General features: G+C 64.0%; 32 protein-coding genes. 16 read left to right on the forward strand and 16 right to left on the reverse strand.

What is annotated here, in order from left to right:
- Window positions 1–88 precede the first annotated feature (88 nt).
- Window positions 89–949 carry an ammonia-dependent NAD(+) synthetase gene (gene nadE / locus HF916_RS22010; protein ID WP_168790922.1) on the forward strand — a complete coding sequence of 287 codons (861 nt, stop codon included), beginning with the start codon at window positions 89–91 and terminating at the stop codon, window positions 947–949.
- 118 nt (window positions 950–1,067) lie between these two features.
- Here nadE and HF916_RS22015 read toward each other — a convergent pair whose 3' ends face one another.
- The 6 genes from HF916_RS22015 to HF916_RS22040 form a co-directional block, all read right to left on the reverse strand.
- The gene (locus HF916_RS22015) at window positions 1,068–1,334 is read right to left on the reverse strand and encodes an RNA recognition motif domain-containing protein (protein ID WP_168790923.1); all 267 of its coding nucleotides are present in this window, start codon (window positions 1,332–1,334) and stop codon (window positions 1,068–1,070) included.
- 5 nt (window positions 1,335–1,339) lie between these two features.
- Window positions 1,340–1,498, reverse strand: coding sequence for a hypothetical protein (locus tag HF916_RS22020; protein WP_168790924.1), 159 nt, complete (start codon window positions 1,496–1,498; stop codon window positions 1,340–1,342).
- A 278-nt stretch (window positions 1,499–1,776) separates the two neighbouring features.
- Window positions 1,777–2,127, reverse strand: a complete 351-nt coding sequence (locus HF916_RS22025; RefSeq protein WP_168790925.1) for a hypothetical protein — start codon at window positions 2,125–2,127, stop codon at window positions 1,777–1,779.
- Between the two features lie 112 nt (window positions 2,128–2,239).
- Entirely contained in the window at window positions 2,240–2,893 is a 654-nt protein-coding gene (locus tag HF916_RS22030; RefSeq protein ID WP_168790926.1) for a hypothetical protein, read from the reverse strand.
- 264 nt (window positions 2,894–3,157) lie between these two features.
- Window positions 3,158–4,819, reverse strand: a complete 1,662-nt coding sequence (locus tag HF916_RS22035; RefSeq protein ID WP_168790927.1) for a S10 family peptidase — start codon at window positions 4,817–4,819, stop codon at window positions 3,158–3,160.
- Between the two features lie 71 nt (window positions 4,820–4,890).
- Window positions 4,891–6,450: a S53 family peptidase gene (locus HF916_RS22040; protein ID WP_168790928.1), complete on the reverse strand. Its 1,560-nt coding sequence runs from the start codon at window positions 6,448–6,450 to the stop codon at window positions 4,891–4,893.
- 302 nt (window positions 6,451–6,752) lie between these two features.
- Here HF916_RS22040 and HF916_RS22045 point away from each other — a divergent pair, with 302 nt between their 5' ends.
- Window positions 6,753–7,262 carry a DUF1993 domain-containing protein gene (locus tag HF916_RS22045; protein WP_168790929.1) on the forward strand — a complete coding sequence of 170 codons (510 nt, stop codon included), beginning with the start codon at window positions 6,753–6,755 and terminating at the stop codon, window positions 7,260–7,262.
- 99 nt (window positions 7,263–7,361) lie between these two features.
- Here the strand turns inward: HF916_RS22045 and HF916_RS22050 are convergent, their stop codons facing one another.
- Complete coding sequence (locus HF916_RS22050) at window positions 7,362–7,682, reverse strand: YnfA family protein (RefSeq protein WP_091802314.1); 321 nt, start codon at window positions 7,680–7,682, stop codon at window positions 7,362–7,364.
- Between the two features lie 133 nt (window positions 7,683–7,815).
- Here HF916_RS22050 and HF916_RS22055 point away from each other — a divergent pair, with 133 nt between their 5' ends.
- Window positions 7,816–7,989 carry a DUF1289 domain-containing protein gene (locus HF916_RS22055; protein WP_106301649.1) on the forward strand — a complete coding sequence of 58 codons (174 nt, stop codon included), beginning with the start codon at window positions 7,816–7,818 and terminating at the stop codon, window positions 7,987–7,989.
- A 97-nt stretch (window positions 7,990–8,086) separates the two neighbouring features.
- Here the strand turns inward: HF916_RS22055 and HF916_RS22060 are convergent, their stop codons facing one another.
- Window positions 8,087–8,740 (reverse strand): LysE family translocator, encoded by a 654-nt coding sequence (locus HF916_RS22060; RefSeq protein WP_168790930.1) that lies wholly within the window; start codon window positions 8,738–8,740, stop codon window positions 8,087–8,089.
- A 154-nt stretch (window positions 8,741–8,894) separates the two neighbouring features.
- Between HF916_RS22060 and HF916_RS22065 the strand changes: the two genes are divergently transcribed.
- From HF916_RS22065 to HF916_RS22080, 4 genes are all read left to right on the forward strand, one after another.
- A complete protein-coding gene (locus tag HF916_RS22065; RefSeq protein ID WP_168790931.1) occupies window positions 8,895–9,362 on the forward strand; it encodes an Lrp/AsnC family transcriptional regulator in 468 nt (155 codons plus the stop codon).
- 65 nt (window positions 9,363–9,427) lie between these two features.
- Window positions 9,428–9,661, forward strand: coding sequence for a hypothetical protein (locus tag HF916_RS22070; protein ID WP_012426650.1), 234 nt, complete (start codon window positions 9,428–9,430; stop codon window positions 9,659–9,661).
- Window positions 9,662–10,543: 882 nt separating this feature from the next.
- Window positions 10,544–10,699 carry a hypothetical protein gene (locus HF916_RS22075; RefSeq protein ID WP_168790932.1) on the forward strand — a complete coding sequence of 52 codons (156 nt, stop codon included), beginning with the start codon at window positions 10,544–10,546 and terminating at the stop codon, window positions 10,697–10,699.
- A gap of 121 nt (window positions 10,700–10,820) precedes the next feature.
- Window positions 10,821–12,479, forward strand: a complete 1,659-nt coding sequence (locus HF916_RS22080) for an NRAMP family divalent metal transporter (protein WP_168790933.1) — start codon at window positions 10,821–10,823, stop codon at window positions 12,477–12,479.
- 55 nt (window positions 12,480–12,534) lie between these two features.
- Here HF916_RS22080 and HF916_RS22085 read toward each other — a convergent pair whose 3' ends face one another.
- Together HF916_RS22085 and HF916_RS22090 are read right to left on the reverse strand one after the other, a co-directional pair.
- Window positions 12,535–13,011, reverse strand: coding sequence for an OsmC family protein (locus HF916_RS22085; protein ID WP_168790934.1), 477 nt, complete (start codon window positions 13,009–13,011; stop codon window positions 12,535–12,537).
- Window positions 13,012–13,101: 90 nt separating this feature from the next.
- A complete protein-coding gene (locus HF916_RS22090; RefSeq protein WP_168790935.1) occupies window positions 13,102–13,440 on the reverse strand; it encodes a hypothetical protein in 339 nt (112 codons plus the stop codon).
- Window positions 13,441–13,600: 160 nt separating this feature from the next.
- Between HF916_RS22090 and HF916_RS22095 the strand changes: the two genes are divergently transcribed.
- The 3 genes from HF916_RS22095 (at window position 13,601) to HF916_RS22105 (ending at window position 17,150) form a co-directional block, all read left to right on the forward strand.
- Window positions 13,601–14,245 (forward strand): HD domain-containing protein, encoded by a 645-nt coding sequence (locus tag HF916_RS22095; RefSeq protein WP_168790936.1) that lies wholly within the window; start codon window positions 13,601–13,603, stop codon window positions 14,243–14,245.
- A 113-nt stretch (window positions 14,246–14,358) separates the two neighbouring features.
- Complete coding sequence (locus HF916_RS22100; protein ID WP_168790937.1) at window positions 14,359–15,057, forward strand: glycine zipper 2TM domain-containing protein; 699 nt, start codon at window positions 14,359–14,361, stop codon at window positions 15,055–15,057.
- A gap of 86 nt (window positions 15,058–15,143) precedes the next feature.
- Window positions 15,144–17,150 carry a bifunctional DedA family/phosphatase PAP2 family protein gene (locus HF916_RS22105; protein ID WP_168790938.1) on the forward strand — a complete coding sequence of 669 codons (2,007 nt, stop codon included), beginning with the start codon at window positions 15,144–15,146 and terminating at the stop codon, window positions 17,148–17,150.
- Window positions 17,151–17,334: 184 nt separating this feature from the next.
- Here the strand turns inward: HF916_RS22105 and HF916_RS22110 are convergent, their stop codons facing one another.
- Window positions 17,335–17,616, reverse strand: a complete 282-nt coding sequence (locus HF916_RS22110; RefSeq protein ID WP_206001837.1) for a GCG_CRPN prefix-to-repeats domain-containing protein — start codon at window positions 17,614–17,616, stop codon at window positions 17,335–17,337.
- A gap of 332 nt (window positions 17,617–17,948) precedes the next feature.
- Between HF916_RS22110 and HF916_RS22115 the strand changes: the two genes are divergently transcribed.
- Together HF916_RS22115 and HF916_RS22120 are read left to right on the forward strand one after the other, a co-directional pair.
- Entirely contained in the window at window positions 17,949–18,503 is a 555-nt protein-coding gene (locus HF916_RS22115) for a hypothetical protein (RefSeq protein ID WP_168790939.1), read from the forward strand.
- A gap of 156 nt (window positions 18,504–18,659) precedes the next feature.
- A complete protein-coding gene (locus HF916_RS22120) occupies window positions 18,660–18,803 on the forward strand; it encodes a hypothetical protein (RefSeq protein ID WP_168790940.1) in 144 nt (47 codons plus the stop codon).
- Between the two features lie 25 nt (window positions 18,804–18,828).
- Here HF916_RS22120 and HF916_RS22125 read toward each other — a convergent pair whose 3' ends face one another.
- Window positions 18,829–19,110: a hypothetical protein gene (locus HF916_RS22125; RefSeq protein ID WP_168790941.1), complete on the reverse strand. Its 282-nt coding sequence runs from the start codon at window positions 19,108–19,110 to the stop codon at window positions 18,829–18,831.
- Between HF916_RS22125 and HF916_RS22130 the strand changes: the two genes are divergently transcribed.
- Together HF916_RS22130 and HF916_RS22135 are read left to right on the forward strand one after the other, a co-directional pair.
- A complete protein-coding gene (locus HF916_RS22130) occupies window positions 19,109–19,792 on the forward strand; it encodes a response regulator transcription factor (RefSeq protein ID WP_168790942.1) in 684 nt (227 codons plus the stop codon). The two genes, HF916_RS22125 and HF916_RS22130, sit on opposite strands and share 2 nt — an antisense overlap.
- The gene (locus tag HF916_RS22135; protein ID WP_206001838.1) at window positions 19,789–20,775 is read left to right on the forward strand and encodes an alpha/beta fold hydrolase; all 987 of its coding nucleotides are present in this window, start codon (window positions 19,789–19,791) and stop codon (window positions 20,773–20,775) included. Before HF916_RS22130 ends, HF916_RS22135 begins: the two co-directional genes overlap by 4 nt.
- On the opposite strand, the gene HF916_RS22140 is transcribed toward HF916_RS22135, so the two are convergent.
- The 3 genes from HF916_RS22140 to HF916_RS22150 form a co-directional block, all read right to left on the reverse strand.
- Entirely contained in the window at window positions 20,738–21,742 is a 1,005-nt protein-coding gene (locus tag HF916_RS22140; RefSeq protein WP_168790943.1) for an alpha/beta hydrolase, read from the reverse strand. The genes HF916_RS22135 and HF916_RS22140 overlap by 38 nt on opposite strands.
- Before the next feature lie 134 nt (window positions 21,743–21,876).
- The gene (locus tag HF916_RS22145) at window positions 21,877–22,158 is read right to left on the reverse strand and encodes a hypothetical protein (protein ID WP_168790944.1); all 282 of its coding nucleotides are present in this window, start codon (window positions 22,156–22,158) and stop codon (window positions 21,877–21,879) included.
- A gap of 76 nt (window positions 22,159–22,234) precedes the next feature.
- Window positions 22,235–22,507, reverse strand: a complete 273-nt coding sequence (locus tag HF916_RS22150; RefSeq protein WP_168790945.1) for a hypothetical protein — start codon at window positions 22,505–22,507, stop codon at window positions 22,235–22,237.
- A gap of 250 nt (window positions 22,508–22,757) precedes the next feature.
- Between HF916_RS22150 and HF916_RS22155 the strand changes: the two genes are divergently transcribed.
- Window positions 22,758–22,943 (forward strand): DUF3563 family protein, encoded by a 186-nt coding sequence (locus HF916_RS22155; protein WP_168790946.1) that lies wholly within the window; start codon window positions 22,758–22,760, stop codon window positions 22,941–22,943.
- Window positions 22,944–23,049: 106 nt separating this feature from the next.
- Here the strand turns inward: HF916_RS22155 and HF916_RS22160 are convergent, their stop codons facing one another.
- Window positions 23,050–24,444, reverse strand: coding sequence for a carotenoid oxygenase family protein (locus HF916_RS22160; RefSeq protein WP_168790947.1), 1,395 nt, complete (start codon window positions 24,442–24,444; stop codon window positions 23,050–23,052).
- Between the two features lie 271 nt (window positions 24,445–24,715).
- On the opposite strand from HF916_RS22160, the gene HF916_RS22165 reads away from it, so the two are divergent.
- Window positions 24,716–25,915 carry a hypothetical protein gene (locus HF916_RS22165; protein ID WP_431311434.1) on the forward strand — a complete coding sequence of 400 codons (1,200 nt, stop codon included), beginning with the start codon at window positions 24,716–24,718 and terminating at the stop codon, window positions 25,913–25,915.
- Window positions 25,916–25,917: the final 2 nt, after the last annotated feature.

Below are 25,917 nucleotides of genomic sequence, written 5' to 3' on the forward strand. Positions count from 1 at the left end.
GCAGATTCAAAGCGGTGCGAAGGTGAATTGAACCCGGGCCGGTAACGGTTCGACATTTGCGCGAGCGCGCAGGGAGCAAAGAGGAATCATGACGCAACACGATCCAGTCGCACGCCAGGCAAGCATCTCTGAAGAAATGCACATCAGCGCCGAGTTCGATGCTGAATATGAAATCGAACGCCGGCTTGCTTTTCTCGCGAATTATCTGCGGAGCAGCGGCCTGAAAACGTATGTGCTCGGGATCAGCGGCGGCGTCGACTCGACAACCGCGGGGCGGCTCGCGCAACTCGCGGTCGAACGGTTGCGCGCCGAACATTACGAAGCGCACTTCGTCGCTATACGTCTGCCTTACGGTGAACAGAAAGACGAAGCCGACGCGCAACAGGCATTACGTTTTATTCGCGCGGACGAAAACCTCAATATCGATATCAAACCCGCGGCTGACGCCATGCTCGCCGCGCTGGATCATGGCGGCGTGCTATACAAGGATGAATCGCAACAGGACTTCGTGCACGGCAATATCAAGGCGCGGCAGCGCATGATTGCGCAGTACGCGGTGGCCAGTGCGCGGGCTGGTGTGGTCATCGGCACGGATCACGCGGCTGAATCGCTGATGGGCTTCTTCACGAAGTTCGGCGACGGCGGCGCCGACGTGTTGCCGCTCACCGGGCTCAACAAGCGTCGCGTGCGCGCCGTGTCCAAAGCGCTGGGCGCACCGGAAGCATTAGCGCACAAGGTGCCGACCGCCGACCTCGAAATGTTGCGTCCGCAACGACCCGATGAGGATGCCTATGGCATTCCGTACGACGCTATCGACGACTTTCTGGAGCGCAAACCCGTGAGCGATGCAGCGCGCGCGACCATCTTGCGCTTTTACGACGTCACGCGTCACAAGCGCGCGTTGCCGTACACGCCGTTCGATTGGCCGGTGCAGACAAGCGGAGATTGAGAAAGGGATGGGTGTGCAGGTGATGCGCTGCGTGCGGCGACGTTGGCGCGTCGGCAATACTGCAACCAAGGCGCGCTCGTCTCACGCGTCGCATTTGGGGTGACCCGATCGCGTCAGGTTAGTGAGCCGCCGGCGGTTCGTCGCTGAACAGATCGGCGCTGGCCTCCAGCGTCTGGCCGCCCAACTGCTTGCCGTGAATCTGCCGCGCGATTACTTCGCCCACATAGGGCACCTCGGCGTCCAATTCGACCGTGGCGTACGCGCTGGGCTTGCCGGCGTCGACCACCTCGATGTTTTTCGCGTAATGCCCAAGTTCGTGCTTGAGGAATTCCCGCACTTCCTGCTCGCTGCACGATTCCGCGATGTTGCGCACGATCAGGTTCATGCGGCCTACCCTCGCCGCGTGTTGCGGCCAGCGCCGCGATCCGCGGACTGCACGCGCACGGGGCGCAATGCGGCACGCTGTTTCGCCTGCTCGGCAGCGAGTTGGCGGATCAATGCTGCGCCGGCGGCGCCCAAAGCGGCCAATGACAAATAGAAGGCGATCATTTAATTCTCCCCTGCGAATTTCGTCCTGTACTCAGGATAGCCACAATCGACAGTAAAAGCGATGCAACACAGTGTCGTCAAAAAACGGACTTAAATATGTCCGTCAATGCACTGTACCTGAATAAGCGGCGTCAAAAATAGCAAAACAGCTGTTCATTTCCCGCTACAGGCCCGGCAAACGCATCGAGCGCGGACGCTGAAGGCAAAAACCGGGCCGCGACATGCATCGCCACGGCATCCTGCGGGGACCTGCGCAAAAGGCGGACTGGTTGTCGCGATCAGTCCGCCGCTTGCACGTTGGCCGAGCTCACCCACCATGCATTCTTGCCCTGCGGCAGCTGAACCAGCACCGCGGACGGATCGTCGACGCCGTCGTCAGCGATTTCACATACTGCGAGACCGTCAGGCAGGCGCTTCACCTCGCCGGCCGACTCGAACAGCGCAACACGTTGCGCGCTCAACGGCCGCAACTGGCGGTACACGTCGAAGCTGATGGCCGCGGGCACATCGCCGCGAATTTTCAGCATATCGGCCTGGCCGCAACGCACCGGCTCGGCGGCGAACACCGCGGCGCTGCCGAACAGGCAGCCGATAGAAAGCGCCATGGCGGCAAAACGTGAATGGATCATCATGATTCTCCGAAGACTACATGGGGCCACGGCCTGCGAGTTGCAAGCCGCGCGATTCAATAGTTGCTAGATGCGAATGAACGAAGCAGTTCCGCAAACAAGGTAGCCAGCTTCATGGCGGGTTGTCGCGGCGGGCGCCGTGGCCGTTGTCGCCACCGGTGGCCAAGTCTAGCCGACTCACGTCGCAAGACGTTTGACTGAAGCCCGAATAAACCACCGACCAGTTGCCGATAATCGCGGCTTGCGCTTCGGCGAGGCTCAGCTTGCCTTCACAGACGCAGCGCTTGAGCATGACCGCCGCGCGCGCCTTGCGGCGCTCGCCCTGGTGGCCTGCCCACGGCAGAAGATCGAGATTGGCGGGAGCGTCCGGCGAGCCGCCGAGCACGATCGGCACACGCCGGTCGAGCGCGAAGGCAGCGCCGTTGTCCGCATCGATGCCGCGCGCGGCGAGCATGCGGTCTTTGTGCGCCATCAGTTCGCCGAACGGCGGCGCAACCGTGTCCGCGTAACCGGGACGGCAAATCGTGTCCCCCACCGATTGCTGAGTGACGCGTTCGTCGAGCATGCCGGCGTCCTGCGCGCGGGCGTCGCCCATGCGCAGCATCACCAGCGCCGTGAAGCCGAGCACGAGCGCAAAACGCGTATTGCCGAAGGGACGCGCAACGCCGCACCGGCGCGCGAGCACCGGCAAAGCCGTGTCATACATACTGCTGGTCGCGTCGCTGGAATACTCGGTGCGACGCCTGTCTGCAATGCCTGCGTTCATTCGTCGGCGCGCCGGGAGCGGCACGCAATAGTTCAATTCGCAGACTAATTAAAACACATCAATATGCGTAAGTAAAAAAGCCTGCCTATGCGCGCCGCGCGCATAGGCCGCATTTAGCGGATTTCGCAGGCTGCGGAAACCGACGACGCCACCGCTCACGCGTCGCCAGTCCCAATCCCCCGCCAGGCACCCGCCGCCAGCCGCCCCCGTGGCGCCAGGCATCCCGCACCCGTCACGCCTGCAACGCGACGCGTCGATCCGCCGCTACTTCGGCACACGCGCCTGCAGTGCGCGGATACGGAGTAGCGCCGGCGCGTTGGACACCGTCGTGTCGTACATCTTTGCGAGATCTGCCTTCAGCGCGGTGCGCGACCCGCCGTCGAGATAGACCATATGCCCCGACGGATAAAAGCGCGCCGACAGGTTCTGCCGGACCTGCTGGCTGAGCAACGGCATTTGCTGCAGATCGAGCACGGTCTGATAAAACGGCGTCACGAAATCGAAGAAGCCGTTCGCCGACAGCACCTTCAGATCGGGATTGAGCGCCATCACGGCGGCCAGGTCGCCCGCGGTGTACAGAATGACGTTGCCCTTCGAGTCGACGCCCTTCTGCGCGCCGGTCGGATCGATGTGACTGAAGTCCCAGTACTTGAAGGCCTGGTCGTTCAGATCCGTGAACGACGAGTTCGACGTGTACTTCAGCTGCTCGTTCAGATACACGTTCCACATCGTCGTGTAGACGCCGGTGACCGCCGTCATGGTCGGGTCGTTGCCGCCGGAATTCGGGTCGATCTTGCCGGCAATGCCCGTGCCGATCGCCGTCACCCGGCCGTCGTACTCGCCGAGCGCAAGACCCTTGGATTTCAGCAGCGTGGTGAGGAAGAGCGAATTGCCCCGGCTGTCGTACGAGGCGATATCCAGACTCCACGCGAGCAAGGTCGTTTTGTCGATGCCGGTGTATTCGCTGAGCTTTTCGACCGTTGCCGTGTCGGTGGTCGGAAACTTGCGCAACGCGGCCAGATAGTCGGTGCGCGCGAACTGCGCGACTTCTTCGGCGAATGTGCCGAGATCGGTCGGCCGCGGCGCGATGCCGAGCTTCTTGTGATACCACGCGTCCGCGGCCGCCGTGGGGAGCGCGCCGACCGGGTTGCCGGCCTGCGTGTAGTCGAGAATCGACGATTGCAGCGTAATGCCGTTCAAATCCACGCCGTCTTCATGCAAGCGGTACGCCAGCACGCAACTGCGCGCCGTGCCATACGACTCGCCGAACAGGTACTTCGGCGAATTCCAGCGGTTGTTCTTGGTCAGGAAGCGCTTGATGAACTGCTTGATCGAGTCTGCGTCCTGGTCGACGCCCCAGAAGTCGCGGTTCTTCTTCGGCGCGATCGCCGCCGAGTAGCCGGTGCCGACCGGGTTGATGAAGACGAGATCGCTCTTGTCGAGCAGGCTATCCGGATTGTCTTCCATCGAATACGGCGAGGGCGGCGTGAAGCTCGGCATCGACGTCTTGATGCGGCGCGGCGCGAACGAGCCCAGCAGCACGAACACCGACGACGACCCCGGGCCGCCGTTATAGAAGAACGTGACCGGCCGGGCTTCTTCCTTCTGGTTGTCCTGCGTGAACGCCACGTAGAACATCCGGGCTTCCGCCTGTGAACTGCTCGGGTCGACGATGACGAGGTGGCCCGCGTTCGCCGTGTAGTTGATCTTGCGTCCGCCGATGGTGACCGAGTGGTGCGTGATCGCGGCACTTTCATCGGTTGCGGTGACAGAATCGTCCGGCCCGTTGCCGTAGGCAACCGGGTCGAAGAACGGTTGATCCTTGGCTTTGTGCGGCGCGCTGGCCGGCGCGGGCGCCGGCGCGCCCGAAGCATGCGAATTGTGCGACGGCTGCGGACTAACAGAAGCTGACTCGGTATTCGTCATGATCGCTCCATGGGTTCGTTCACGTCTTGTGTGTCGCCCCGAAGGACTTCCTTCGGGGCGCGTGTTGCAGACTATAGTGCGGCTGCCACCTTCTGACCATTGGGACTGCCGAGCCCCGTGCAGGCATCCCAACCCGCGGATGCCGCGAAACTGCCGTTGTTGCCTTGCGTGATGTCGTTGCACGCGCCCGTCGCCTTATACAGCTTAGGGTTGATGAAGCCGGCCGGCTGCCCTTTCGCCGCATTGATGCGCGCGATCAGCGCGGCCCACAGCGGCGCGACCGCGCTGGTGCCGCCGACCACCGTCTGCGTACCGTCGATCAATACACTGTAGCCGGTCACCGGCGAAGCGTCGCCCGCCACGTCCGGCACGCCGCGCCCGCTGAGCGCTTTCTTGCCGCCCTTCGTCGACGTGGCGGACAAGCCCTTCTGCCATGCCGGCACCGGGAAAGCCTGGCTCACGCCTCCGCCGGTCGCGCCGCCCTGCGCGCCGTCGTTCCAGACCGCCTCGTGCGAGATCGAGGTGCCCGACGCGGTGAGGCTCGTGCCGCCGCAGGCGAGCACATAGGGGCTCGACGCCGGGAAGTCGACCTGATCGCCACTGCTCGCGCCGTCGCTCGAACCACTGTCGCCCGACGCCGCGCAGACCGTCACGCCAAGGGTCGCCGCCGACTGCAGCACGCTGTTGAAGGCCTGCAACGACTGGCTGGTCCAGTTCGACTCCGGCCCGCCCCAACTGATCGAAATCACCGACGGCTTGTTGGTCGTGTCGTGCACCGCGCGGCTCACCGCGTCGATAAAGCCGGCGTCGCTGTTCTGCGTGAAATACACCGCGATCGTCGCGCCGGGCGCGATCGCGCCGACGATTTCGATGTCGAGCGTGACTTCGCCGTCCGGCCCGTTCGGATCGCCGGTCGGCTGATTGCTGCCTTGATCGACGCCGACCGACTCCACCTTGGGCGAAGCGACACCGAGGCTCGCGAAGTAGGACTTGAGGTCGCTGGCGTTATACCCGCCGCCCAGTTCGATGATGCCGACGCACTGACCGCCGCCGTCGCCTTGCGGAAAGTGGTAAAGCGACGCGAGTTGCGGTGGCGTGAACGAAACCTGATGACCGCGGGCCGGCTGGAACGGCGGCCGGATGCGAAAGTGCGGCCGCGCCTGCGGGCGGTTGTCCAGGCCAAGCACGGCTTGCACCACGCCGTGCAGATCGTCGGGCACGCTGATCGTGCCGATGCGGCCACGGAACTGGCCAGACGTCTGGTGTTCGTAATGTTCGAGCTTGACGGCAAACGCGTCCTGGAACTGGGCAATCGTGCCGCTCAGCAGGACCGAGCGCGCGGCCGGATCTTCGCGCACCACCGTCAAACCGTGTGCGGTGGCGAAGGTCTTGACCTTGGCGATGTCGTCCGGCGCGGCGCCGTAGTCCTTGGCGAGCGTCTCGCGCGACAGCGGCTTGACACTGGGATCGCCCGCTTCGATCTTGCTCATCAATGCGTCGAACTGCGCCTGCTGCTGACGGCGCAACATGACGAATACTTCGATCCGCTCCGCCGGATCGCATTGCCCCACGACTTTCGAACCCTGTTCCACTGTTCGCTCACTGCCTGGCAGCGGGTGCTTATTGACCATGGTGTCGACTCTCCAGTTAGCGTGACGGCAGGCTCCACGAGTTGGATCCACGCGCCACGCGCCTCTCGCAACCTCATCGCCTGAAACCGGCGGCATGTTTGCTGTTTCAAGGACGTCAAACGGTCCGACCAATCCATTCAAACACAGTTCCGGCGTGCGCGGCAGTTGTCCGAATGGCTAACGCCGCGTCGCCTCGATACGCATCCTTCACCGCTCGCGCTATGATGCTGCAGCGGCAATCCAGCCGTTACGTTGCCTCGCGCGCCATCCGCGCGCACGATCAAAGAATCAGAGGAAGCTCCATGTCAATTTCGATGTATCAAGCATCACTGCCCTTGTTGATCCGCGGCCTGACGAACCTGCAGGTTATTCTGGGCAAAGCCGAAGCGCACGCCGCCGCGAAACAGATCGAGCCCACGGTGTTCACCACCGGCCGGCTCGCACCGGACATGCTGCCGCTGACGCGCCAGGTCTATATCGCGAGCGACACCGCCAAGGGCTGCGCCGCGCGTCTGGCCGGCGTCGAAGCGCCGAAGTACGAAGACGTCGAACAGACTTTTGAAGACCTGATTGCCCGCCTTCAAAAGACGATCGATTATCTGAAGGAATTCAACGCGGAGCAGATCGACGGCTCGGAAGAAACTGCGATCACGCTGAAGATGCGCACGGGCCCCATCGAGTTCACGGGCCAGTCGTATCTGCTCGGTTTCGTGCTGCCGAACTTCTATTTTCACGTCACGACGGCATATGACATTCTGCGTCACAACGGCGTCGATCTCGGCAAGCTCGACTATCTCGGCGGCATCAAGTAAAGACGCGCCTGCGTGGCGCTCGAGGGTTGCGCAGAGGCGGCAATGAGCGCTTAGAGCGATGCATCTTGGGGTGCGGCAAAGATCCGCGCCCCGGCCAGCTCAAACGCGCGGCTGAAACGCGATGATCGCCATGCCGGCCAGCGTGAAGGCCACGCCGGCGGCGTCCCACAGCGTGGGCCGCACCTTGTCGACGCACCATAGCCAGGCAATCGCCACCGCCACATACACACCGCCGTAAGCCGCATACACGCGGCCTGCGGCGGTGCCGTGCAAGGTCAGCAGCCAGGCGAACAGCGCGAGGCTGAGCGCGCCCGGCACCAGCAGCCAGATCGAACCGCCCTCTTTCAGCCAGCGCCACGGCAAATAGCAGCCGACGATTTCAGCAACGGCGGTCACGGCATAGAGCAGAAAAGTTTTCATTTGAGCGGGAAAGCGAGTGGTTGTGTTGCCACGAATGAGGTGTGGCGCTCTATTGGCTTTATTAACACAATCACTTTGCGTGCGGGCATGGCGCATGCGAGAGTCTTCGCATTTACTTTAATTGCCCATCGCCATGAGCATCGCGTCACCCTGCATCGACATCTGCAAGTTCGACAGCAAAACTGGTTTCTGCATCGGCTGCATGCGCACACGCGACGAATGCAAAAGCTGGAAGAAGATGAAAGACAAGCATCGCAGGAAAATCATCGAGGACCGCTCGCGGCGCGAGCACAAGCTGAGCAAATGAGCGGCCTCTCTTGCGCGGATCGCGGCCTGGCGGTGTGAAGACGCGCCGCGGACGTGCCGTGCCGTGCCGTGCCGTGCCGTGCCGTAACCAGCCTGAATCAGTCCAGCGAGAGCCGCAACGCGAAACCGATCAACGCGGCCGAGAAGGTCCAACGCTGCAGCGTTTGAGCAAGCGGATGAGCGCGCATCCAGCCGGCGATCCGCGCGGCGCCGATCGCGTACATCACGTCGAAACAGGCACCGATAGCCAGCAGCACCAGACCGAGTTCGACCATCTGCAAGGCCACGGGCCCCGCCTCCGGGCGCACGAACTGCGGCAGCAGCACCGAGCAGAACAGCAGCGCTTTCGGGTTTAGCAAGTTGGTCAGCAGACCTTTGACAAAAGCCGCCCGCAGCGGGTGTGACTCGACGCTTGCCGCAGCATCCGCGTTGACACCCGCGGCAGTACCGCCAGGCAGCGCAAACACCGGCGAACGAAAAATCTGAATCCCTACCCACGCGAGATAAACCGCGCCGCCATAGCGCACCACTTCGTACAGCCAGGGCGCGCTGCGCAACAGCGCCGCCACGCCGCATGCCGAGAGCGTAACGTGCGTCGCGCGCGCGAGACCGAGGCCGCCGGCAGCCGCGAAGCCGCTGCGCACACCGCGTCCGATACTGGTTTGCAGCACCAGCGCCATGTCCGGTCCAGGCACGGCATAGACGACGAAAAGCGCTGCGATATACACGGCCAGCAGATGTGCGGAAATCATCAGATTCTCCTGTTTTCAAGGCTCTATCTTGCTATCGTCGGCGGAGGGTTTGCTGGCGAATTACTGGCCATGAGACCTCACCCTTGGAGGAATGCGCTAACATTGCGGCCCAAGCACCGGCTTTCCTCCAATCCGTCATCAGCACCACTGAGCCATGACAACCGACCTCGATAAAACAGACCGCGCGATCCTCGCCGCGCTGCAGAAAGATGGCCGCATGTCCAATGCGCGGCTGGCCGAAATGGTCGGCCTCAGCGAAACGCCCTGCGCGCGCCGTCTGAAGCGCCTCGAAAACGACGGCTATATCGACCAGTACCGCGCGATGCTGTCGCGCTCCGCGCTCGGCTTCGGCGTGGTCGCCTTCGTCTACGTGCGCTTTGCCGTGCACGACCGCGCGGTGGCGACGCGCTTCGAGCGCGAGGTGCAGGCCATCCCGCGCATCCTCGCGTGTCACAACGTGTCGGGCAGCGCCGATTACATCCTGCAGGTGGTGGCGCGCGACCTCGACGACTACGGCACGTTCATGCGCGACGAGATGCGCAGCCTGCCGGGCGTCACATCGGTGGAATCGGCACTGTCGTTGCGCGAAGTGAAGGCGAACGGCGGCTTGCCGCTGTCCTGAACGCTGACGTGGCATAGTCACCCCTTTGAAACGGCGCGAGCCGACCAGACGAATACGGAGTTCTCATGGATCACGAACAGGCGCGAGCCGAGGAAACCGCAGCAATGCAACGCGTATTGACCGCGACGCAGCGGGTGCAGTCGGCGTTCGCGTCGCTGCAATCGCAATTCCCGCCGGCCGGCAGCGGCAAGCCTTCGCAGTTCGCGCTGCAAACATTCGACGCCGCGCTGCAGGAACTCGAAGACGCGCAAGCCGCATTCGACGAACTGCTTGGCGATCTGCTCGACGGCAATCGTTGAGGCGCCTCGAAGCGTGCTTCGCGGTGTAGCGACAGCGAAGCGCGCCCGACAATCGACGCCATCGCCCAGGCGCGCTCGCGTGTACTCGCGAGTCACCAACGCGGGGCAACCGCCTCGTGTTTTCGTCAGCGCCGGCGCCGGATCAAGCCGAGTTGCACATGGACCGCGGCCCGCAATATCGCCCAAGTCTCTCTCCGCCAGCGGCGAAAAACACACCCTTCATTAGCCTTTCTTTCCTGTCGCAATTGAAAGACAAGACGCTTCCGGCGACCGCAACGTGCCCTAACCCACGCCCCATCAAAGAATATTTGCTTCGTTTAACGAAGCATGTTGACTTCCGCTTGCGGGAGTGCCTAAAATTCGCCGTCTTCACAAACGGGGCCCATGCCTTGGACACCAGCAGTAGTCGACTTTCGAACAGTTTCACTGCCTGACCGGCCCGACGCCCGCGCTCTCTTTTCCTAGCCGCCGTCTTGCCAGCAGGCAGACGGTGCGCGCCGCAGTAACTCTCTCCGTGCACCTTGATTAGCGCCATCCGGCCGCGCCGTGCTTACTCACGTGCGTCTCGCCGAATGGCATTGCGTCGCGAGCCTCCACTCGCGGCAGCGTTTGCTCGCGCCGTTTCGATTCGTTCGAAGCGTGGCGTGGCCGAACGCGTGGACAAACACGTGCGTACTGAACGCCGATAAGGAGCCGCCATGGACAGTGACAGTTATCCCATATGCCGCCTGGTTGCCGCTCAGTCACGACCGAGCGGGCAGGCAAAAAATTATTTGCCCAAGGAAAGCGAGTAGACCTCCTTCGCCGCGCGCCTGATGCGCCGCGCTCCGTGTCTGCTGGCTTTCCGCAATCCGCGTCAAGCCATACGCCCGGAGAAAAAACATGTACCTCGCCATCCTCGTACCGACACTGCAGCAAACCCACACCCACAGCGACGCCGCTCTCGCGCTGCACGGCATCAAGCCGCACTGGCTCGCCGTGGCCTGGCACCGCCTCAGGGCGCTCGCTTTGCGTCCCGTCTCGCGGCCCGCTTCGTAATTACACACGCTCAGCGCGTCTTCGCGATCCGCCCGCGCCGCCGTCGTCGTCCGACCGCGCAAGCCCCGCGAATCCTGAAGACGCCCCGCTCAATCCAATCAAACCTACTCAGGCGGCTAGCATGTCCACTCCGATCAACGTCTCACCACCCCGCAGCGCCGTTCTCGACGACGCGCACCTCGGCGACATCAAGGGCGCACTCGGCACCATCGCTCATCACGACACGGGCGCGCGCAACAGTTGGTGGGCCCGCCTGCGCACGTTGCTCGCGATTCTCGGGCCCGGCCTCATCGTGATGGTCGGCGATAACGATGCCGGCGCCTTCGGCACCTACACGCAAGCGGGACAGAACTACGGCACCACCTTGCTGTGGACGATGCTGCTGCTCGTGCCCGTGCTGTTCGTCAATCAGGAGATGGTGCTGCGTCTCGGTGCGGTGACCGGCGTCGGTCATGCACGGCTGATCTTCGAGCGCTTCGGCAAGTTCTGGGGCGCCTTCAGCGTCGTGGACCTGTTCATCCTCAACGCGTTGACGATCGTGACCGAGTTCATCGGCATTACGTTCGTGCTCCAGTTCTTCGGCATTTCGAAAGTGGCCGGCGTCTGCATCGCCGCGGCGGTAACCATGGCCGCGGTCAGCACGGGCAACTTCCGGCGCTTCGAACGCTTCGCCGTGGTGCTGTGTCTGATGAGCCTGTTGCTGGTGCCCGTGCTGGTGTCGATTCACCCGCCGGCCAGCCAGATGGCGCACGATTTTCTGATTCCGGGCTGGCCCGCCCACTCGAAACTCAGCGACGTGATGCTGCTCGTGATCGGCATTGTCGGCACCACCGTCGCGCCTTGGCAGTTGTTTTTCCAGCAGAGCTACATCGTCGATAAACGCATCACGCCGCGCTTCATGAAGTACGAAAAGGCCGACCTGTGGATCGGTATCGTCTTCGTGATGATCGGCGCCGTGGCCATGATCTCGTTCTGCGCGGCGCTCTATGCGGGCAAGCCGGAATTCGGCCATTTCACCGATGCGGGCGGCGTGATCGCCGACCTCGAAAAGTATGCAGGCCGCACGCCCGCCGTGCTGTTCGCCGTGGCGCTGCTCGACGCGTGCATCATCGGCGCGGCGGCGGTGTCGTTGTCGACCGCCTACGCGATCGGCGACGTCTTCAAGATTCGCCACTCGCTGCATCGCGGCGTGTCGGATGCAAAGGGCTTCTACCTCGTCTATTTTGGCATCGTGGCGGCCGCGGCGACGCTGGTGCTGATTCCGGGCAGCCCGCTCGGTCTTCTGACGGAAGCGGTGCAAACGCTCGCTGGCGTGCTGCTGCCGAGCGCGACCGTGTTTCTGCTGCTGTTGTGCAACGACCGCGCGGTCCTCGGACCGTGGGTGAACTCGAAGAAGCTCAACGTCTTCACAGGCGCAGTGGTCTGGGTGCTCGTCATGCTATCCATCATTCTCACGGCATCGGTGATGTATCCGGACATCACCGGCGAAGCGATGCTTGAAGTGCTCGCAGGCGGCACGCTGCTGGCCGTGACAGGCTATGCGGCCACCGTCGTGGTCCGCAAGCTGCGGCGGGAATCAGGGAACGCTGCGGCTCATGAAAGCGAGCTCAGGTTGTCGAAGGAAACGCGCGCGGCCTGGCGCATGCCGCCTCTGGACGAGCTGCCGGCGCCGCAATTGACGATGTCCAAGCGTGTCTGGATGGGCGTGCTGCGCGGTTATCTGATCGTGGCGGTCGCGCTGGTGATCGTGAAGGTCGTGCAGATGGCGCTGCTGCATTGAATCGATAGCGCCCGGCCGCCGCCCGTTCCTGCAAGCGGCGGCCGGCGCGCCTCGCTCAATCCTGATCCGTTTGGATGACCGCTTCGCAGAGAATCGGAAAATTGACCGAGTTCGCGATGTAGCACTTCTCATGCGCCACGTGATGCAAGTGCGCGGCGAGTTCGACATCGCCGCCCGTCCGAATCACGACGCGCGGGCGCAGCACGATCTGCGAAAAACGGCCTTGCTTCGGATCGTCGAGCATGGTGCCTTCGGCCTCGTCGCGATACGCGGTCACCGCGATGCCGGCATCCGCGCATAGATGCAGATACCAGAGTTTGTGGCACGCGCTGGCCGACGCGACCAGCAGATCTTCGGGATTCCAGCGATCGGCGTCGCCGAGAAAGGCCACGTCCGATGAACCTGGAATCTCGGGCTTGTTGCCCGCTGCGATCACATGATCGCGCCCGTAATCGCGGTAGCCGGAAGTGCCGCTTCCGCGATTGCCGGTCCACTGCACCGACACCTTGTATTTGTGCTCGCCGTACGCCACGCCAATCTCCTTGCTGTTGAATCGGATCCGCTTGCCGAGGCGTGCATTCTATACGCGGCGATCACGCGATGGACACGCTTGGCTTGCTGACTAATTCCGCGGCGCCGCCATGCCCTTGCCGGCGAGATTCGGCACACGCGGGTCCGGGTTCGCGTTCAGGCTCGTGCCGTTCGCCCGCATGGTGTTGAGTGCCGGACCGGCCCCCGCGCCGCCCATCGTTCCCGCGCCCGGCGACATCGGGCTCATGCCGGCGGCCGTTCCTGGACCCGTTCCCGCTGTGGCACCCGCGTTGTTGGTCATGCCGGAAGGCGCGCCATTGACGGCAGCCGCGCCGGTGGCGCCCGGCTGCGTGACCGACTGCCCATACGCTACGGCAACGGCACCGATCATCAGTGCCGACGCCACGATACCGCCCTTTACGATCTTCATAGCCCACTCCGTTACATCGTCGAATTGCGCGGCCGCGATGTTCGCATTGCCGGCCGCTCAAATAGTATGACGACGCCCGGCCCGCTTCGTTCACCGCGGCCAAACAAGGGCTCGACGACCGATGCGCGATAATCGACGGCTTTCTTCACAGACTGCACCGATGACCCAAGCCGCTTTCGCCCCCTTTCAGGATCTGGCCCGAACCCTCCTGCCGCACGCTTACGACGACAACGGCGACGGTTCGCACGACACCTCGCATCTGCAACGCGTCTGGAAAAACGCCGCGGCCATTCAGGCGGAAGAAGGCGGCGACACGCAGGTCCTGTTCGCCGCCGCGCTGCTGCACGATTGCGTAGCGGTCGAAAAGAACTCGCCGCTGCGCGCGCAGGCGTCGCGCCTGTCCGCGGAGAAAGCGACACGCGTGCTGACGTCGCTCGGCTGGCCGCAAGCGCAAGTCGAGGCCACGGCGCACGCGATCGAGGCGCACAGTTTTTCTGCCAACGTCACGCCGACCACGCTCGAAGCGAAAACGCTGCAGGACGCCGACCGGCTCGACGCGCTCGGCATGCTGGGCGTGGCGCGCTGCTTCTACGTCGCCGGACGCATGGGCCGCGCCTTGTACGACCCAGCCGATCCGCACGCAACGCAGCGTCCCTTGGATGACACGCGCTACACGCTCGACCATTTCCACACCAAGCTGCTGAAACTGTCGGCGGGATTTCAGACGACGACCGGCGCGCGTCTGGCCGGCATCCGCCATGACCGCCTGCAACGCTTCCTCGACGAATTCAGCGACGAAATCTGAACGTGTAACCACGCGCGCGAAGTTGTACAAATCCTTACAAAGGAGCACGCAGTCCGTGTGCACCGGGCGCACTTTCGCGGCGTTATTGCAGGCACCTACCCGCGGAGTCCGCCATGAACACGAACCTCACTTCCAACCAACCGCAACGCGGCCGCATTCATCCGCTGGTTGCCGGCGCGGCTGTCGCCGTCATCCTGGCGAGCGCAACCGGCATCGCCGCGATGACCGGTCTGCTGCCGACTTCGCACGCCGTCACGGAACCCGCGCTGCCGGTCACGGCAGCGGAGGCGCCGATCGCCAGCGCGCCGGTCGCGGCGCCGCAACCGGCTCCGGTTCAGCAGACGGCGCAGCAAGCCGCCCCTGCCCGGCCGCCGGTTCATCATCCGCACCGCGCAACGCCGGTGGCCGCGCCGAACTACGCAAACAATCAGGGCTACCAGGCACCTTATGACGCCGCGGCGCCGCGCCCGGTCGCCGCCTACCCGTACGCGGGCGAAGTGGTCGCCATCAATACGGTGCAGGCGCCCGAGCCGACCACGGGCCTCGGCGCGCTGGGAGGAGCGGTAGCGGGCGGCCTGGTCGGCAATCAGATCGGCGGCGGCCGCGGCAAGATTCTCACGACGATTGCGGGCGCGGTCGGCGGCGGCTTCGCCGGTAACGGCATCGAACATGCGGTGCGCAAGCAGACCACCTACCAGGTCCAGGTCCGCATGCAGGACGGCAGCTACCGCAACTTCAGCTACCCGACGCAACCGGCCGTGCAGATCGGCGAACGCGTTCACGTCTCCGGCGATTCGCTTAGCGCTTCGTGAACATGCGGCCGGCGTCCAAAAAGGAATAAGTCAGCTCCCTCGCGCGTTATGATCAATCGTTACGCCAGAACGGCTGATCGCGCACGATGGAGCACGCCTACATCCACCTCTTGCATCTGTTAGCCGGCCATCCCGGCTGGACGCTCACGGTCATCTTCCTGGCGGCCTTTCTGGAGTCCCTCGCCGTCGTCGGCACTTTCGTTCCGGGCAGCACCGCCATGTTCCTCGCCGGCGCGCTGATCGGCACCGGCTCGCTGAGTCTCGGCTGGGCACTCCTGTGGGCGATCGCGGGTGCCATCGCCGGCGACGGCATGAGCTTCTGGATCGGCTGCCGCTACAAGGACCGGATCGTCCAGTTCTGGCCGTTCTGCAAACATCCCGAGGTGCTCGAGGCAGGCCACCGCTTCTTCCGCAAACATGGCGCGAAGAGCGTCGTGCTGGCGCGCTTCATCGGCCCCTTGCGGGCGATCGTGCCGGTGGTGGCGGGCATGCTGGGCATGTCGCCGCTGCGCTTCTACGCGATGAACGTGCTGTCGGCGCTGATCTGGGCGCCTGCCCATATCCTGCCGGGCATGATCTTCGGCGCCTCGGTGCTGCTGGCCGGCGCGGTGTCGTTCCGGCTCGTCGTGATCATTGCGCTGCTGGTGGGCATCGTCTGGCTGAGCTTTCGCGCCGCGCGTTTTCTGCTCTCGCATGCCAATGCGTGGTCGAGCGCGGCGGGCCAACAACTGGGAAGTTGGGCCTGCCGGCATCCAGGCCCGTTCGGCCGTTTCGCGCGCAAGATGCTCGACCCCAGTACGCCGGACGTTAGCAGCATCCTGCTGACGTCGCTGGTCGTACTCGTGTCGGGCGCGCTTTTTTTCGGCGTACTCGACGACGTCGCCAGCGGCGATCCGCTGACGCAAGTGGACGTCTCCGTCTATCACTTCCTGCAATCGGTACGCACGCCCTGGAGCGATACCGTTCTCGCCGGTCTCTCGACGCTCGGCAGCAGCTTCACACTCGCGGCGCTGGTCGTGACGGTCGCGGTGTGGATGCTGCTGGAGCGGCGCTGGCGCACCGTCGGCTACTGGCTCGCGGCGGTGGTGTTTTCCCAATTGCTGATCTACGTGCTGCAGTTCGCGATGCACCGCGCGCCGCCCAATGCGCTGATGGTCGGCGCCTATGTGTTTCCGAGCAATCACGTCGCCGCGACCGTCATCGTGTACGGTTTCCTCGCGTTTCTGCTGGCGCGCCGGGTCGGCCGGCTGGAAGGGGTGCTGGTGGCGGCCGCGAGTGCGATCGTGGTGATCCTGGTTGCGCTCGCGGGACTGTACTTCGGCAGGTACTGGGTGTCCGACGCGATCGGCGGCGCCGCGCTCGCGTATATCTGGGTGGCGATCGTTGCGTTGACAGCGATGTGGCGGCACCCGGAAGCGCCACCCGAACGCGCGCTCATGCCCGTCGTGGTGCTGGCGGTCGTGCTGGTCAGCGTGGGCTTGCAGGTCGGCTTCAGCATGCCTACCCTGCCGCCGGACAGCGCGCTGCGCCCGCCTCCCGTGCTGGTCTCGCAATCGCAGTGGACGCTCTCCGTATGGAAGCGCCTGCCGTGTTACCGCTCGGACATGGGCGGCGACCTCAAGGAGCCGCTCACGCTGCAGTGGGTCTCGAACCTCAATTCGATCCGCGGACAGTTGCGCGCCCAGGGCTGGGTCGAAGGCACGGACGTCTCGGCGCACAGCCTGCTCTCGCTAGCCTCGCCCAATGTGGCGGCGGTGTCGCTGCCGGTCTTGCCGAAGCTCAACAACGGCGTGCCGTCCTCGGTGGTCTTCATGCGTCCGGGCGACACGCGCGACGAACGCGACGTGCTGCGTTTCTGGCCCAGCGGTTATGCGGTGGGCAACGGCACGTCCGTCACGCCGCTATGGGTCGGCGCTTTCGCGCACGAACGGCTGTCGCGTGCGTCGTGGCCCATCAACATTCTGCGGGTCGACCGGGAGATGACCTCGTTCGATGCGCACAAGAAATCGAGTGCGGGCCTGGACGCGGCGCTCGTCGCCCGAGTCAGTTGCCGTGGCGTGCCGGTGTCGTTGCTCGCCACGCCGACGGAGTGAGCGCGTTCGCTGCTCCAGAGAAGAAATCCTTCTGCACTCAATCAGTTATGTCGCTTGGCCAGGAGTTGTCCACAGGGATGTGAACATTTTCTGTGGATAAGGTGCGCGCACGCGACGGGCCCGGCATGTCCAGCACGATCCGCCGCCGGAGCCATCTCCGTCGACGGACAAAGCTTCCACCCGCTCATTGCCATCCGCCGTTCGGCAGGCGGCCGTGATACGGCGTGTCGCGGCAATGACCCCACGGGCCCAGCCAGTAGCCCGGAGGGCACGCATAGGTCGAGACCGGCGGCGCTGCATAAATCACCGGACGTGGCGCGACATAGACCGGCTGCGCGTAATGGCAATGGCCCCAGGTCCCGCGCCAGCCGTTCGGGCCGCAGCCGTCAGCGGCGTGAGCGGTACTCACCCCAAGAGCGGACGCGGCCATCACGACGCCGGCCAAAGCTGTACGAAGTGTTGACATGATGATTCTCCTTCACCCTGGTTGTTTTCAATAAGAGTCGTTTCGTGTGCTGCAGGACGCATGATCGGCTCCGACAGTTAGGTGGAAGTGAGCACGGCGACGACGCTCGTCTGCAGGTCGATCGGCGTCGGCGTCGCGGTGACTCGCCCGCCGAACGAATGACACTAGCCCCCCATCATTTCCACTTGACTCGCGCTGAAAATATAGGCAATATCTTTCCACTGTAAACATTTTGGTATCTGGCTTCGCATGGCCGCCATCCATAGTCCGCGTTTTGCGAAACCCACGGCCGACTGCCACAACGCGAACCTCCCCCTACTCTGGAGTCCACGATGAATCTCTTGCTGAGCTTTGCCCCGTTTCTGGCCTTTGCGGTAATCGAACGCCTTGCCGGCGCGCAGGCGGGACTGATTGCCGGTGCGCTCGTCGCCGCCGCGCTGCTAGTGCGCGATTTCGTGAGCCCGGCTCGCCACGTCAAGCTGCTGGAAATCGGCACCGTCCTGCTATTCGGGGCGCTGGCCGTCTACGCGCTGACCAATGACGTGCACTGGTCGATCGCCGCGGTGCGGCTGCGTGTCGATGCGGGGCTCGCGCTGATCGTGCTGGCGTCGATTGCCTTGCGCCGGCCATTCACGTTGCAGTACGCACGCGAAACCATCGGCCGCGAGCATTGGAACAGCGCGCGCTTCATCCATGTCAACTATGTGATCAGCGCAGCCTGGGCGCTCGCGTTCGGCATGCTGGCGCTGGCCGACATCGCGATGGTTTATGCGCCGGCGCTGCCCCATTCGACGGGCGTCATGGCGACCGTGATTGCGCTGGTCGCCGCGGTCAAGTTCACGTCGTGGTATCCCGAGCAGCACGCGGCCGCGCAGACATCGCGCTAGTCACTGCGTTTCGCAGCCCTGCGCCTGTCCATCGCAGGGTTCGGAATACCGACTAATTTCGCGCTAATTCACGAGGATCACGATGACTCTGTACCGCACGGAAAGACCCTCCGGGATCTCCGCAGATGCGGTTCGATCATCACGAGGATTAGCATCATGGACACGCAAACCGCCCTTTCCACCGAGCCCGACGACACCGCCAACGCAACCGCCGACGCATCCGGAGCAGCGCTGGAGCCGCCGCTATCGGACGAGGATCTGCTGCCGTTCTATCTGCTCGCCATGGCCGGCGCCTATTGACGACACCGCGAACCGCCGCGCCGCGTCACGTGGCGGCTCGATCTGCCCCATGCGCCGGCGATATGTCGGCACGCCACGAGTCCCGGCCACCCATCGCTTCGCGCGCAGCGAAGTCCTCGACTCGTCCCGCGTCCACGCTTGCGTCCGCACGCACCAGACTTCTCATCCGTTCGACCAGATCGGCACGCCGGATCATGCCGCCGCGCGTGCGTCGGTTATCATTCAATCGCTCGCTTGCCGTGGCCCGGCCACGCACGCGCGAGCTGCGAGTCAGGCACAACCTGACTGTTGCCGACAGGACGATCATGAGAATTCTCCTCGTTGAAGACGACTTGCAGATTGGTCAAAGTCTGCTGCGTGCACTCAAGGACGCCGACTATAGCGTCGACTGGGTGAGAGACGGCATCGCCGGGCGCGACGCGATGGCCAATGCCGAATACACCGTCGTGCTGCTCGATCTGGGCTTGCCCGGCATGAGCGGTATCGAGTTGCTGAAGTCGTCGCGCGCGGCTGGCAACGCGGTCCCGGTGCTGATCCTGACCGCCCGCGACGATCTCGATTCGCGGGTACAGGGTCTCGATGTCGGCGCCGACGACTACCTGCTCAAACCTTTTGACGTCCCCGAACTGCTCGCCCGCATCCGCGCCGTCCTGCGGCGCAAAGCGGGCTACGCATCGTCGCGTCTCGGCGACGAATCGCTCAGCCTCGATCTCGACAAGCGCACGCTGACCTGCAACGGCGCCACGACCGTGCTCTCCGCGCGCGAATTCGCGCTGATGCTCGCGTTTCTCGAACGCCCCGGCACGATCCTGTCGCGCGAACAACTCGAGGACCGTTTGTACGGCTGGGGCAAAGAGGTCGAAAGCAACGCGGTGGATGTGCTGATTCATTCGGTGCGCAAAAAATTCGGACTTTCGGTGATTCGCAATGTGCGAGGGCTCGGCTGGACCGTCATGCTCGGCGAAGCCGGCAAAGGACCGGCGTCATGACGCACCTGCGCACCCTCATCGCGGCGACTTCGCTGCTCGCGCTGTTCAGCGCCACGCAGCCCGCGCTCGTCGAAGCGAAAACCGTCCACTACGCGAACGAGAAGGCCTGCCCTGTCGTTGCCGATCGGCCGGACCACAAGGCGTCGATTCGCGAGCAGATCGCGCATACGGTGAATGGCGACATCGCGTACTACCGCTTCGGCCACGGCACACCGATCGTGCTGCAAACCGGCTTTCGCGCGACGGTCGCCGAATGGGACGCGGCCTTTCTGACCGATCTCGCCAAACGGCATGAAGTGATCGTCTTCGACAACCGCGGCATCGGCCGCTCGGAGCCGGCTGCATCGAGCTTTTCGACGCGGGACATGACGCTCGACGCGGCCGCGCTGATCGACACACTCCGACTCTCCGATGTCACCTTCGTCGGCTGGTCGATGGGCGGCGCGATTGCCCAGCAACTCGCGTTCGACCCGCCGCTCGCCGTGCGGCGCATCGTCCTCATGAGCGCGCCCGCGCCGGGATCGCTCGGCGTGCCGGTGACGCCCGACGTCGAAGCCACGCTGTCCGGCAAACCGGGCACCACCTTCATGGACGTCATGCGGGTCCTGTTTCCGCCCACCGCGGTGGAGGCAGCGCAACGGTGCTTCCGTCAGAATATGTTCCAGCCGGCCGGCTACCAGTCGCCCGCCATTTCCGCGACGGCGACCGAAGGCCAGTCCGCGCTGCTGCACGATTGGGCCGGCGACGAGGCCGCCGCGGCAGCGCTGAAAAACGTGCGCCTCGCCACCCTGATCCTGACGGGCGCCGACGATCAGGTTCTGCCGAAGCAGAACTCGGAAGCGCTCGCCGGGCAGATTCCGCATGCGCAACTGCTCGTCGTGCGTTCGGCGGGCCACGCGATGATGTATCAATACCCGCACGCGCTGGCCGCCGCGATCAACGCGTTCATCGCAACGTCGCGCCCGCCCAGCAGCGCCGAATAAATCCCGCAGCCTCGGCCAGCGCCGCGCGCGCTTCCGGTACGAACGGCGAGAAGCATTGCCACGCGTGCGGCATCGCATGCCATTGCGCGAACTCCACGGCAATGCCCGCGCGCTGCAGTCTTGCCGCAAGCTCGCGCGCGTCGACGCTCAGCGCCTCGGCGTCGCTGGTTTGCACGTGAATCGGCGGCAAGCCATGCAGCCTCGCGCGCGCGGGCGACGCAAGCGGCTCGAAGCGCCTGACGTTGCGCAGATACATGTCGGCGGCCACTTCCATCGCGGTGCGATTCATCGACAACACCGTGTGGCTCGCGCGCCAGATCGTCGTCAAATCCGCCCACGGCGAGAACAGCACGGCCCCCGCGGGCAGCGGATCGCCCGCGTCGCGCAACGCCACCAGCGCGGCGAGCGCGAGACCCGCACCCGCCGAATCGCCGGCGAACACGATCGAGCTCGGCGCGATGCGCCGCGCCAACAGCGCCCGATAGGCCCGCAAGGTGTCCTCCAGCGCGGCGGGAAACGGATGTTCGGGTGCGAGGCTGTAGTCGAGCGCGAACACGGCCGATTGCGTCGAGCGGGCCAGTTCGATGGTCAACGCACGGTGCGTCGTGGGCGACCCGAAGTAGTACGCGCCGCCGTGCAGGTACAGCACCACGCTCTCCTCCGATTCCCGTGAAGCGCCGGACGGACGAATCCATTCGCCCTTCAGTTCGGCATCGGCGTGACGGCGCACGCGCGGATAAAGCCATGCAGCGGCGAGCCGGCCAGGCAAGCTGTAGCGATGCGCGCGCAAGCGCAGCGCATGCACGTCGGGCGCCGGGCGGCGGCTCGAACTGAAATGCAGCGCCATCACTAGCGGAATCGCGCGGCGCAGCCAGGCGGCCTGCCAGCTTTCGGCATGCGCTCGTGCCTGCGAGTCGTGCGGCACGCCATGATCGGTCGAAGTGGGCTGGGAATGCTGAACGTTCATGATGATGATCTGAGCGGAAAGAAATAGCCGATGCCGAGGTCAGCGCGAATCGGCGATACGAGCGAGGCCGGTCGCCGCGAATTGATCGCGGATTCGACGTAAATGTGCTCCGCTCGTCCAGGTGGACGACGCGCTCAACGCGTCGCCATTTCGGCGGAGGCCTGCATCTCCGCGCGCGCCTCCTGCATCAAGGCAATCGCCCGGCCTGCATGGCCACCCATGTCGTAGCCGTTGGCGCGCTGCGCGGCGCGCATCCGGTCGATCGCCTGCTGCGCGTTGAAGTCCGCCGCTTCGATGTTCGGATGACGGCTCATGTAGTAGCCGTAGGCGTAGCCATCGTCGGCGACGGCACAGCCGGATACGAGTGATAGCGCCAGCGCGGTAGCGGCGACCAAAGCCAGTTGACGTTGCTTCATGACTGATAATCCTCTTGATCGTTGATCGTTGATCGTTGATCGTTAGTTCGGGGTCCTGCCGGTTCAGGTCCGCGCCTCAACGGCGCCAGTAGCCATAACCGTAACCCCAGCCGCCGTAATAGCGCGGATACTGCGGACGCCCGTAGTACCCGATCACGACAGGCGCCGCGTACACCGGCGGCGGAGGCGGCGGTGCGTAGTAGACCGGCGGCGGCACGTAAGCGGGCACCACCGGATACGCCGGCACGCCTACTCCGACACCGACACCGACGAACACATGAGCTTGGGCGCAGCTCACCAGGCCGGCGCCGAGCGCCGCGGCGACTATTAGATGGCGAATGACTTTCATTTTCTGTTCCCCTTGTCGGTCGGTGCGAGTCGGTTGGCTGCATCGAATGACTGCATTGTGGTCACGCAGAATGAGGGGGAAATTAGCGGCGTGTCAGTCCGAAATTCGCGCTCGGCCGAGGTGTGATCCGCCGGTTTCGAGCGCTCATTTCCGGCTCATTCTTCGCGCCTAAGCTTCATTCCATCGACGGGCAACGCCGGCTCCCGCAGCCGGATCGAAACACTCGTCGCAACACGGACTGGAGAAAATCATGTTCACTGAACTTGCGAAGAAACTGAGCGCCTTGCTGATCACCACCGAGGACCACGAACGCGAGGCCTATCTGGCGTCGTCGGTCGATCTGGTCGATCTGGAACACCGCATCAACGTGGTCGAAACACATGCGGATCCAGCACGCTGGTATGGGGCCAGCACGCCCCATGAATGGAGGATTTGAAGCGCGTCTTCCCGCCCACGCTCTATGCGTGCTTCACTCAAATGTGTCCACGAGGTTGTGGATCGACGGGCTCGCGTGCTCCGGCGCAATGCGCCATTCACGCGGGCTAATCGCGCGCCGCCAGCCAGTTGCCGTGAAAGCCGTTCGGCACGCGGTGCGGATTCTCCACCGTGGCAAGCGGTCCCGCCGCGACCTGCAACGCGTCGAACACCAGCAGGTCGCTGCGCTGCTCGGCACCGCGATACACCACGGCGAGGATCCAGCCGTCGCCCTCCGCGGCGTCGATCGTGCGCGCTACGAAGACCGGCTCCGATGTCGCGTCGCCGTCCGCGAGTCGATAGTTATCGAGCGCTCGCGGGTTGGCATGATCGACGTGGGTGATCTGTGAGAACAGTCCGCCGCCATCGTCATCGCCCGAATGCGCGGCCAGCCATCCATGACGATACGGCCTGCCGGCGAAACGCTCGTCGATGCGGGGAAATTCGCCGCTCACATCGGCGATGATCGTGCTCGTGAAGACGCGCTCCTGGCCGCGCCGGTCGAGCGTCCAGCGGCACAGGCGCGCATGGCCGGCGCCGTCGATCGCGCGGCCGTCGGGCCATGTGAAGTCCGGCGGAGCATCGAACTGCATCACGTCGATGTAGATGCAAGCGTCGTCCTCCCATGCGTTCATTACGTGAAAGACAAAGCACGCCGGCCCGCTCCACCAGTCGACTTCGCCACTGCCGTCGCGTCGCAGGACACCGACGAAGCTGCCGAACTGCGGCTCCCACGCGTAAGGCGGCAAGCCCGCGCGCATCCGCGCCGCGCTCGCCGTGAGCGGCATCACCGGAAAGAGCAGATGCCGCGCGCTAAACGCGAAGTCATGGACCATGCTCGCGTAAGGCGCGTCGAAGCGCGGCAGATGCGTCACGTGCCCGCCCGTATCGATGCTGCCGGCCGTCATGCCCGCCCCCAAACCATCGGGTCCGCCATAGCCGAAAAACAGCAACTCGCCGGTATCCGGTTCGACCTTCGGATGCGCCGTGAACGCACCCTGCAGCGCACCGCCAAAGTCGACCTGGCCGAGCGTGTTCAGTGTCCGCGAGTGCAACTCCACCGGCAGATGCGCCTCCTCCAGCGCAAGCAGGCGGTTGCCGTGCATCAGCACATTGGTATTGGCGACGCCGTCATCGCCCGGGATTGCCTTCTCCGGCGGAGCGCCGAAGGCAGTGACGTCGGCGGCCCCGCCGGCCCGTTCGGCAACCCAGCGCTGCGTGCGTACCCAGCGGTTCCGGTACGTCACGCCGCCGTTCGCGAACTCGAAGCGATGGACCATGCCGTGCCCCGCAAACCAGTGCCGCGCTGGATCGGGATGAAGCGGATTAGGGCCGTTGCGGACCAGCACGCCCGCAAGCCCGGACGGCAACTCGCCGCGCACAGGCAGCGGGCCGCAGTCGGTTTCGAAATCGATCGGCGCCAGATTGGCGCGGTATCCGTCCATGTCCAAACGTTCGTTCATACGGCCGCCTAAAATTTTCCAATGGAAAGATTTTGACTTCACCGGCTCGTTTGGTCAACACATCTTCTCATTGGAAAAATCTACCGGACCGGATCGCCAGAGACGCCCATTCCCGGCAATGCGAAGCAACAGACGGGCACATCGCATCAGTTTTCTCTAGAGTTGAAGGGTCGACCATCTAACACGCCAGTCGACTTTGTCGCGCTGATTGTCCAGCGTGAGTTTCAATCAAAGGGAAAATCAAATGAGAACTTCTGTTCACCACGAAGTAATGACCTATTCCGACGAGCAAACCGGGGTTCGTCAACTTCAAACGGGCGCCTTGGCACTTAAACACACGATCAGCCCGGACGAGATCCGGGATAACCTGCCCGCCGGTCAAGGCGGCGTCGGGTTTTTATTTCACGCTACCGACTGGGAAACACTTTCGTTTTCATTTCACAATGTGAAGCATCGAAATGCGTCATTCGAAGAAGAGCTTTGGAACACCAAGCCTTTCATTGCCTCACCGATCTATTCGGGATCCCAGATCATCGGCGCCAATATTGCCTGTCCGGTGCCGCTCGAAATGTGGCTCGGCAGCCCGCGCGGCATCAAGCGATTCCGCGAGACGCAATTTTTCCCGGCACTGGAGCTGGCAAGACAGGCCGGCCTGAACATGGTGGCGATGGGCGCCTCCACGCCTTACGCCTGCAACTACGGGGCACTGCCGCGCGATACCAAGCCGCCGCATATCACCACGGGTCACGCCGCCACCGCCGCGATGCTGAAAGATTGGGCCATGCACTGCTGCAATGAACTCGACCTCGAATTCGGTAAGACCAAGCTTGCTCTATTCGGCGCGGCCGGCCGGCTCGGCACGACGGTGGCCAAATACGCGCTCTACAAAGATGCACCGCGCGAGCTTGTTCTGATCGATCTGCCGGACAAGGTGAACCTGCTCACGGAACAAGCCAAGGAGTTGATGGCGTCGGACCTGCTCGGTAAAACGCGGGTTTCCGTGCACACCTTCAGCCCGAACACCCCATTGCCGGACTTCGATGGCGCAATTCTGGCGAGCAGCACCAGCGTGCCCTACCTCACCGCGGCCGATCTCAAGCGCGCGCACTTCTGGATCGACGACTCCCACCCGCGGGCGGCGAGCGTCGAGGCTGAACTCGCGTCACGCGGTCATACGCTATATATTGAATGCTTCGCCCGTGGGCCGGCCGGACTCAACACCGCGTTCCCGTTCCGGCTGCCGACCACGCGCGATTGCTATACCTGTTTCGCCGAAGGCTACTCCGCCTGGCAGGAAGGCATTGCGTCCGACTTCATCATCGGCAGCCCGCCCGTGTGGTCCGTCTCGTACACGCACAGCCTGCTGAAGAAGTACGGCTTCGCGGTCGGCCCTTTCCACGGGAAAGACGGTTCGCCGATCGAGCTGGCGGATGCACAACTTCGCGGCAAGCAAGAATTGATGGGCTCGTAAAC

The sequence above is a fragment of the Paraburkholderia aromaticivorans genome (assembly GCF_012689525.1).
GTDB lineage: Bacteria > Pseudomonadota > Gammaproteobacteria > Burkholderiales > Burkholderiaceae > Paraburkholderia > Paraburkholderia aromaticivorans_A.

What these genes read in the sequence shown, in the direction of transcription:
- HF916_RS22130 (WP_168790942.1), top strand. Translation starts at nt 19,109, where the DNA reads ATGAGAATTCTCCTCGTTGAAGACGACTTGCAGATTGGTCAAAGTCTG.
- HF916_RS22040 (WP_168790928.1), bottom strand. Translation starts at nt 6,450, where the DNA reads ATGGTCAATAAGCACCCGCTGCCAGGCAGTGAGCGAACAGTGGAACAG.
- HF916_RS22075 (WP_168790932.1), top strand. Translation starts at nt 10,544, where the DNA reads ATGTACCTCGCCATCCTCGTACCGACACTGCAGCAAACCCACACCCAC.
- HF916_RS22020 (WP_168790924.1), bottom strand. Translation starts at nt 1,498, where the DNA reads ATGATCGCCTTCTATTTGTCATTGGCCGCTTTGGGCGCCGCCGGCGCA.
- HF916_RS22120 (WP_168790940.1), top strand. Translation starts at nt 18,660, where the DNA reads ATGGACACGCAAACCGCCCTTTCCACCGAGCCCGACGACACCGCCAAC.
- HF916_RS22030 (WP_168790926.1), bottom strand. Translation starts at nt 2,893, where the DNA reads ATGAACGCAGGCATTGCAGACAGGCGTCGCACCGAGTATTCCAGCGAC.
- HF916_RS22015 (WP_168790923.1), bottom strand. Translation starts at nt 1,334, where the DNA reads ATGAACCTGATCGTGCGCAACATCGCGGAATCGTGCAGCGAGCAGGAA.
- HF916_RS22110 (WP_206001837.1), bottom strand. Translation starts at nt 17,616, where the DNA reads ATGTCAACACTTCGTACAGCTTTGGCCGGCGTCGTGATGGCCGCGTCC.
- HF916_RS22165 (WP_431311434.1), top strand. Translation starts at nt 24,716, where the DNA reads ATGACCTATTCCGACGAGCAAACCGGGGTTCGTCAACTTCAAACGGGC.
- HF916_RS22125 (WP_168790941.1), bottom strand. Translation starts at nt 19,110, where the DNA reads ATGATCGTCCTGTCGGCAACAGTCAGGTTGTGCCTGACTCGCAGCTCG.
- HF916_RS22155 (WP_168790946.1), top strand. Translation starts at nt 22,758, where the DNA reads ATGTTCACTGAACTTGCGAAGAAACTGAGCGCCTTGCTGATCACCACC.
- HF916_RS22055 (WP_106301649.1), top strand. Translation starts at nt 7,816, where the DNA reads ATGAGCATCGCGTCACCCTGCATCGACATCTGCAAGTTCGACAGCAAA.
- HF916_RS22090 (WP_168790935.1), bottom strand. Translation starts at nt 13,440, where the DNA reads ATGAAGATCGTAAAGGGCGGTATCGTGGCGTCGGCACTGATGATCGGT.
- HF916_RS22160 (WP_168790947.1), bottom strand. Translation starts at nt 24,444, where the DNA reads ATGAACGAACGTTTGGACATGGACGGATACCGCGCCAATCTGGCGCCG.
- HF916_RS22065 (WP_168790931.1), top strand. Translation starts at nt 8,895, where the DNA reads ATGACAACCGACCTCGATAAAACAGACCGCGCGATCCTCGCCGCGCTG.
- HF916_RS22035 (WP_168790927.1), bottom strand. Translation starts at nt 4,819, where the DNA reads ATGACGAATACCGAGTCAGCTTCTGTTAGTCCGCAGCCGTCGCACAAT.
- HF916_RS22145 (WP_168790944.1), bottom strand. Translation starts at nt 22,158, where the DNA reads ATGAAGCAACGTCAACTGGCTTTGGTCGCCGCTACCGCGCTGGCGCTA.
- HF916_RS22080 (WP_168790933.1), top strand. Translation starts at nt 10,821, where the DNA reads ATGTCCACTCCGATCAACGTCTCACCACCCCGCAGCGCCGTTCTCGAC.
- nadE (WP_168790922.1), top strand. Translation starts at nt 89, where the DNA reads ATGACGCAACACGATCCAGTCGCACGCCAGGCAAGCATCTCTGAAGAA.
- HF916_RS22025 (WP_168790925.1), bottom strand. Translation starts at nt 2,127, where the DNA reads ATGATCCATTCACGTTTTGCCGCCATGGCGCTTTCTATCGGCTGCCTG.
- HF916_RS22045 (WP_168790929.1), top strand. Translation starts at nt 6,753, where the DNA reads ATGTCAATTTCGATGTATCAAGCATCACTGCCCTTGTTGATCCGCGGC.
- HF916_RS22105 (WP_168790938.1), top strand. Translation starts at nt 15,144, where the DNA reads ATGGAGCACGCCTACATCCACCTCTTGCATCTGTTAGCCGGCCATCCC.
- HF916_RS22050 (WP_091802314.1), bottom strand. Translation starts at nt 7,682, where the DNA reads ATGAAAACTTTTCTGCTCTATGCCGTGACCGCCGTTGCTGAAATCGTC.
- HF916_RS22140 (WP_168790943.1), bottom strand. Translation starts at nt 21,742, where the DNA reads ATGAACGTTCAGCATTCCCAGCCCACTTCGACCGATCATGGCGTGCCG.
- HF916_RS22150 (WP_168790945.1), bottom strand. Translation starts at nt 22,507, where the DNA reads ATGAAAGTCATTCGCCATCTAATAGTCGCCGCGGCGCTCGGCGCCGGC.
- HF916_RS22060 (WP_168790930.1), bottom strand. Translation starts at nt 8,740, where the DNA reads ATGATTTCCGCACATCTGCTGGCCGTGTATATCGCAGCGCTTTTCGTC.
- HF916_RS22135 (WP_206001838.1), top strand. Translation starts at nt 19,789, where the DNA reads ATGACGCACCTGCGCACCCTCATCGCGGCGACTTCGCTGCTCGCGCTG.
- HF916_RS22100 (WP_168790937.1), top strand. Translation starts at nt 14,359, where the DNA reads ATGAACACGAACCTCACTTCCAACCAACCGCAACGCGGCCGCATTCAT.
- HF916_RS22115 (WP_168790939.1), top strand. Translation starts at nt 17,949, where the DNA reads ATGAATCTCTTGCTGAGCTTTGCCCCGTTTCTGGCCTTTGCGGTAATC.
- HF916_RS22070 (WP_012426650.1), top strand. Translation starts at nt 9,428, where the DNA reads ATGGATCACGAACAGGCGCGAGCCGAGGAAACCGCAGCAATGCAACGC.
- HF916_RS22095 (WP_168790936.1), top strand. Translation starts at nt 13,601, where the DNA reads ATGACCCAAGCCGCTTTCGCCCCCTTTCAGGATCTGGCCCGAACCCTC.